The sequence below is a fragment of the Candidatus Frankia alpina genome (assembly GCF_902806485.1).
Classification (GTDB): Bacteria; Actinomycetota; Actinomycetes; order Frankiales; family Frankiaceae; genus Frankia; species Frankia alpina.
The window spans coordinates 1-4,771 of record NZ_CADCWT010000311.1 but is presented as its reverse complement, the minus strand read 5'-3'; the positions used below and the strand labels follow the sequence as shown (position 1 = coordinate 4,771).

The window sequence follows — 4,771 nt, the reverse complement described above, 5'->3', positions numbered from 1 at the left end:
TTCGCTGACCGTCACCCGAGTTTCGAAAGGATCAACCTGGCGGTTTCGGAATAGCTTCCCAGCTCGCCGACCTCGCCGCCGCCGCCAACCCGCTGCTGCGATCCCCCGCCGCCGCCGTCCGACTCGCCGTCGAACGCTGGGCCGACGAGGACGCCGCCGCGGCCAGCGATGACCGCGTTGTCGCCGTCCGGGCCCTCGCCCGCGCCGGCCTCGCCCGTTCCGACACGGTGACCATGCCGACCGCGGCGCTCGGCGCCGTGCACACCGACCTCGCCCATCGGGCACGGGCGTTGCAGGAGCCGCCGCCCACACCACGGCCGGTTCTGGCAGGCGTAGTCGCCGCACTCATCCTGGTCACCGCGACCGCCGCCATCGATACCTCCCACGCGACCGAACGCCGGTTCGAACGAGCGCAGGCGACGTTCGCGCACCGGCGCTGACCCGTCGCACGCGGACCGAAGCAACGAGTGTGGAAGGCCAGCAGCCAGCCGACGGACGCCTCGATCACCGGTAAGCGTCGGATTGCCAGCGTGTCGAACCGGTCCGATGACCTGTAGCGGGCCAGCGGTCACACCGCGGCGGCGGCCGGGTCGCGGCGCAGGGCATCCCAGCAGGCGAGGGCGACGGCGGCAAGGCCGAACACGGCGCCGGTGACGCTGACGGCGACCCAGTCGCCGTGGCTGTAGGCGGTGCCGGAGGCGATCGAGCCGACGAGTCCGCCGGCGAAGTAGATCGCCATGTAGGCGGAGGTGAGCCGGCTGCGGGCCGAGGGAGCCAGGCGGCGAGCAGCAGCACGGCGGTGCCCACGGTCACCGCGCCGGCCCGCCCGCGGCCGACGCGGCGCGCTCGGCGGTCGCCGGGGTGGCCGGCGGCATGGGGGGCCGGCTGACCATCGGCATCATGCAATGTTTCAGGCGGGGTCTGACCGAGGCGCTCGCCGCCTTCCACGCCGAGCATCCGCGGGTGGAGCTGCGGCTCGTGCAGGCGCCCAGCCTGGAACTGCTCGACCGGGTCGCGGTCGGCGCGCTCGACCTCGCCTTCGCCTGCGCGCGGACAGCCCCGGCAGGCGTCCACCTGACCCCGCTGGACGACCGGTCGATGGTGTTCGCCTGCCACGCCGGGCATCCGCTGGCGCAGCGGGCGGCGGTGTCGCTGCGGGAGGCCGTCGAGGAGGACTTCGTCGACTACCCGCCAGGCTGGGGGTCGCGCACGGTCGTCGACGCCACCCTGGCCGAGCACGGCCTGCGACGCCGGCTGGCCTGCGAGGTCGGCGACACCGACACGCTGCTCGACCTCGTCGCGCACGGGCTCGGCGTCGCCCTCCTGCCCCCGAGCCTGGACGCCCGGCACCGCGACGAGCTGCAGATGATCCCGCTCGCCCCGCCCGCCCCGACGTTCCCGACGGCGATCGTGACCCCGGCCGGCGCGACCTCGGCGGCCGCCGGCATCCTGCTCGACACCGTCCTCGCCCGCCAACCCGCACCGGCCGCCCGGTAACGACCGGCGCCGAGACGGCCCGGCCCGGAAGATCCGCGAGGTGCCGGCGGGCCTTTACCGGGCCGAGTCCTGCGGGGGCTGGCCGTGCTCCAGCAGCAACGGGAGGAGCATGTCGACCAGCTCGGTGCAGGCCGCGGCGATCTCCACGTCGCCGATGGTGTCCGCCTCGATACCTAGAGCCAGCACCTTCAGGGTGATCGCGCCGTAGAGGCACTCGATGACGCGAGCCTGGGTGACCGGGTTGATGAGTTCGCCGCGATCGGCGACCCGGGTGAGTACCAGGCCTGCGGCTCGGCGATGGCGATCGGCCACATCGGTGGCGACCTGGGGGGCGGCGCGGCTGGCCACGGCCTCGACCGTGAGGCGCAGCGTCGCGAACCCGACGGGGTCGAGCAGGAATCGCAGCATGTTCACACTCAGGGCGATCAGGTCGTCGCGCAGTGCTCCGGTGTCGACGTCCTCGATCGCTCGGGATCGTGCCAGGACGCTGTCGACCAGGAGCGTGTCGCGGTCGGGCCAGCGCAGGTAGACCGTGGACTTGCCGACCCCGGCGCGCCGGGCGACGCCGTCGATGGTGAAGCCGGTCGCGCCGCGTTCGAGGTATTCGTCGATGGCGGCGTCGAGGATGCGCTGCTCGGCGTCGGCTTTGCGAGGCCGGCCGGGAGACCGCCGCGCGGCCGTCACGCCGTCACCCATGGATCTCCTCCCTGCTGGCATCGGGGTCCACGGGCAGTTTACGGACGGTCTTGTCCGATTCCTTGACGCGCGACGCGCATCACAGTTCACTAAGGTCACTCAGTCACCTTGCCCGTCTCGCCCGTCTCGCCCGTCTCGTCTATCTCGTCTATCTCGCCCTTCATCTCCGATCTGCCGATCCACGCCGTCGTGCACGCGGGAACGCCCCGAGAAGCCCCATGTCAGACATCGACCGCACCCCACCGAAGGTCCACCTCCGTATCAACGGTGAGAGGCGCGAGTCCGGCTCGGGCGGCACCTACGGTCACGTCAACCCGGCCACCGGCGAGGTCGACGCGCAGATTCCGCTGGCGGACAAGGACGAGATCGACCTCGCCGTCGCCGCGGCGCACGAGGCGTTCCAGACCTGGAAGCGGACCCCGCCGGCCCAGCGCCGCGCCCTGCTCAGCAGGCTCGCGGACCTGATCGAAGCCCATGCGGACGAGTTCGCCCGGCTCGGGGCGCTCGACAACGGCACGCCGCTGGCCGTCGGCGCGGCCTTCCCGGTGCTCTCCGCGGAGTGGACCCGCTACTACGCCGGCTGGGCCGACAAGGTCCACGGCGACCTGACCGGCAACCCCGTCCAGGACTCCGAGCTCGGATACACCCTCGCCCAGCCGTACGGCGTCGTCGGGATCATCATCACCTGGAACGGCCCGCTCATCTCTCTGGCCATGAAGATCCCGGCCGCGGTCGCGGCCGGGAACACCGTGGTGGTCAAGCCCTCCGAGCTCACCCCGTTCAGCGGGGAGCTCTTCATGGACCTCGTCGAGCAGGCCGGGTTCCCGCGCGGCGTCGTCAACGTCCTGCCCGGCACCGCCGAGGCGGGCGCCCAGCTCGTCTCGCACCCGCTGCTCAAGAAGGTCACCTTCACCGGTGGCCCGGCCACGGCGACCAGGATCCTCGAGGCGTGCGCGCCCAGCATGAAGCCCGCCGTCCTCGAGCTCGGCGGCAAGTCCGCCAACATCGTCTTCGACGACGCCGACCTCGACGTGGCCTGCCAGATCGGGACGACGTTCTCCCTGATCGCGCTCTCCGGCCAGGGCTGCGCCTTCGCGACCCGGATGATCGTCCACGAGGACGTGTATGACAAGGTCGTCGCGCGGGTGAAGCTGATCGCGCAGAACATCCCGGTCGGTGACCCGTTCGATCCCGCCGTCGCCTCCGGTCCGGTCGTCAACCAGGCGGCCGTCGAGCGGATCCTCGGGATGATCGAGCGGGCGACCGAGCAGGGCGCGACCCTGCTGGCCGGCGGGAGCCGGATCGACCGTGCCGGCTACTACGTCCAGCCGACCGTCTTCACCGACGTCGACCCGAACTCCGAGATCGCCCAGAGCGAGGTCTTCGGACCGGTGCTGACGATCTTCAGGTTCCGGACCGAGCAGGAGGCGGTCGCCCTGGCCAACGGCACCCGGTACGCACTGTCCTCCTACGTCCAGACCAGGGATCTGCAGCGGGCGCTGCGGGTCGCCGCCGAACTCGACGCCGGCGAGACGCTCATCAACGGCGCGACGAACCTGGTGGTCGGCCGGCCGTTCGGTGGGTTCGGGCTCTCCGGTGTCGGCAAGGAGGGCGGCCGCGAGGGCATCGAGGAGTTCCTCCGCATCCGCAGCGTCGGCATCGCCGTCTGACCTCACCGGCTCGCGAGACAGGACAGAAACAATGACCGGAAAGCTCGAAGGGCGCGTTGCCTTCATCACCGGCGCCGCCCGCGGCCAGGGCCGCGCGCACGCCGTGCGCCTCGCCCTGGACGGTGTCGACATCATCGGCGTCGACATCTGTGCCGACATTCCGTCGATGAACTATCCGTGCGGCACCTGGGCCGAGCTCCAGGAGACCGCCGACCTGGTCGGGAAGGAAGGCCGCCGGGCGGTCATCGGCAAGGCCGACGTCCGTGACCAGCCTGCGCTTCGGGCCGTCTTCGACGAGGGATACGCCGCGTTCGGCCGGGTCGACATCATCCTGGCCAACGCCGGCATCCTGCGGGTCGGCGACAGCGTCGACCCGGTGCGCGAGTGGCAGGACACCATCGACATCCTGCTCACCGGCACGTTCAACACCGTCCAGGTGGCCCTGCCGCGACTGCGGGAGGGGGCCGGGGCGGCTCGATCGTCATCACCTCCTCGAGCGCGGGGCTGAAGGGCACCGCCAGCGAGGAGCCGAGCGCCCAGGCATACACGGCGGCCAAGCGGGGCCTCGTCGGCTACATGCAGGTGCTGGCCAACCAGTACGCCGCCGAAATGATCAGGGTCAACACCATCCACCCGACCGGGGTCGTCTCGGGGATGACGATGAACGCCGCGATGCAGGCGGCGATGGCGAAGGCGGACAGCAACGTCTCCGCGATGCAGAACGCCCTGCCCATTCCCATTCTCCAGCCCGAGGACATCGCGGGCGCCGTCGCGTACCTGGTCTCCGACGAGGCGACGTTCATCACCGGAACCCAATGGGCCCTCGACGCCGGCTTCACCGTCCGCTGACGGCTCGGTACATCGGTACAGCATCGGTACAGCTGAGGAGAATCTGCGATGACAACACC

At 71.2% G+C, this 4,771-nt stretch carries 7 protein-coding genes; 5 read left to right on the top strand and 2 right to left on the bottom strand.

Annotated features, from left to right (window positions below; translation table 11 throughout):
* Window positions 1-233: 233 nt before the first annotated feature.
* Window positions 234-440, top strand: a complete 207-nt coding sequence (locus G6R25_RS28225; RefSeq protein ID WP_235949392.1) for a hypothetical protein — start codon at window positions 234-236, stop codon at window positions 438-440.
* Between the two features lie 128 nt (window positions 441-568).
* Here the strand turns inward: G6R25_RS28225 and G6R25_RS21585 are convergent, their stop codons facing one another.
* A complete protein-coding gene (locus G6R25_RS21585) occupies window positions 569-739 on the bottom strand; it encodes a hypothetical protein (protein ID WP_235826186.1) in 171 nt (56 codons plus the stop codon).
* Between the two features lie 122 nt (window positions 740-861).
* Here G6R25_RS21585 and G6R25_RS21580 point away from each other — a divergent pair, with 122 nt between their 5' ends.
* Window positions 862-1,497 (top strand): LysR substrate-binding domain-containing protein, encoded by a 636-nt coding sequence (locus G6R25_RS21580; RefSeq protein WP_235949389.1) that lies wholly within the window; start codon window positions 862-864, stop codon window positions 1,495-1,497.
* Between the two features lie 54 nt (window positions 1,498-1,551).
* Here G6R25_RS21580 and G6R25_RS21575 read toward each other — a convergent pair whose 3' ends face one another.
* The gene (locus G6R25_RS21575) at window positions 1,552-2,193 is read right to left on the bottom strand and encodes a TetR/AcrR family transcriptional regulator (RefSeq protein WP_163554369.1); all 642 of its coding nucleotides are present in this window, start codon (window positions 2,191-2,193) and stop codon (window positions 1,552-1,554) included.
* Window positions 2,194-2,411: 218 nt separating this feature from the next.
* On the opposite strand from G6R25_RS21575, the gene G6R25_RS21570 reads away from it, so the two are divergent.
* From G6R25_RS21570 to G6R25_RS32045, 3 genes are read left to right on the top strand one after another with little or no spacing between them, the layout of a single operon-like run.
* Complete coding sequence (locus G6R25_RS21570) at window positions 2,412-3,863, top strand: aldehyde dehydrogenase family protein (protein ID WP_163554368.1); 1,452 nt, start codon at window positions 2,412-2,414, stop codon at window positions 3,861-3,863.
* Between the two features lie 31 nt (window positions 3,864-3,894).
* Window positions 3,895-4,371 (top strand): SDR family NAD(P)-dependent oxidoreductase, encoded by a 477-nt coding sequence (locus G6R25_RS32050; RefSeq protein ID WP_336502303.1) that lies wholly within the window; start codon window positions 3,895-3,897, stop codon window positions 4,369-4,371.
* Window positions 4,341-4,712, top strand: a complete 372-nt coding sequence (locus G6R25_RS32045) for an SDR family oxidoreductase (protein WP_336502306.1) — start codon at window positions 4,341-4,343, stop codon at window positions 4,710-4,712. Before G6R25_RS32050 ends, G6R25_RS32045 begins: the two co-directional genes overlap by 31 nt.
* The last annotated feature ends 59 nt before the right edge of the window (window positions 4,713-4,771 follow it).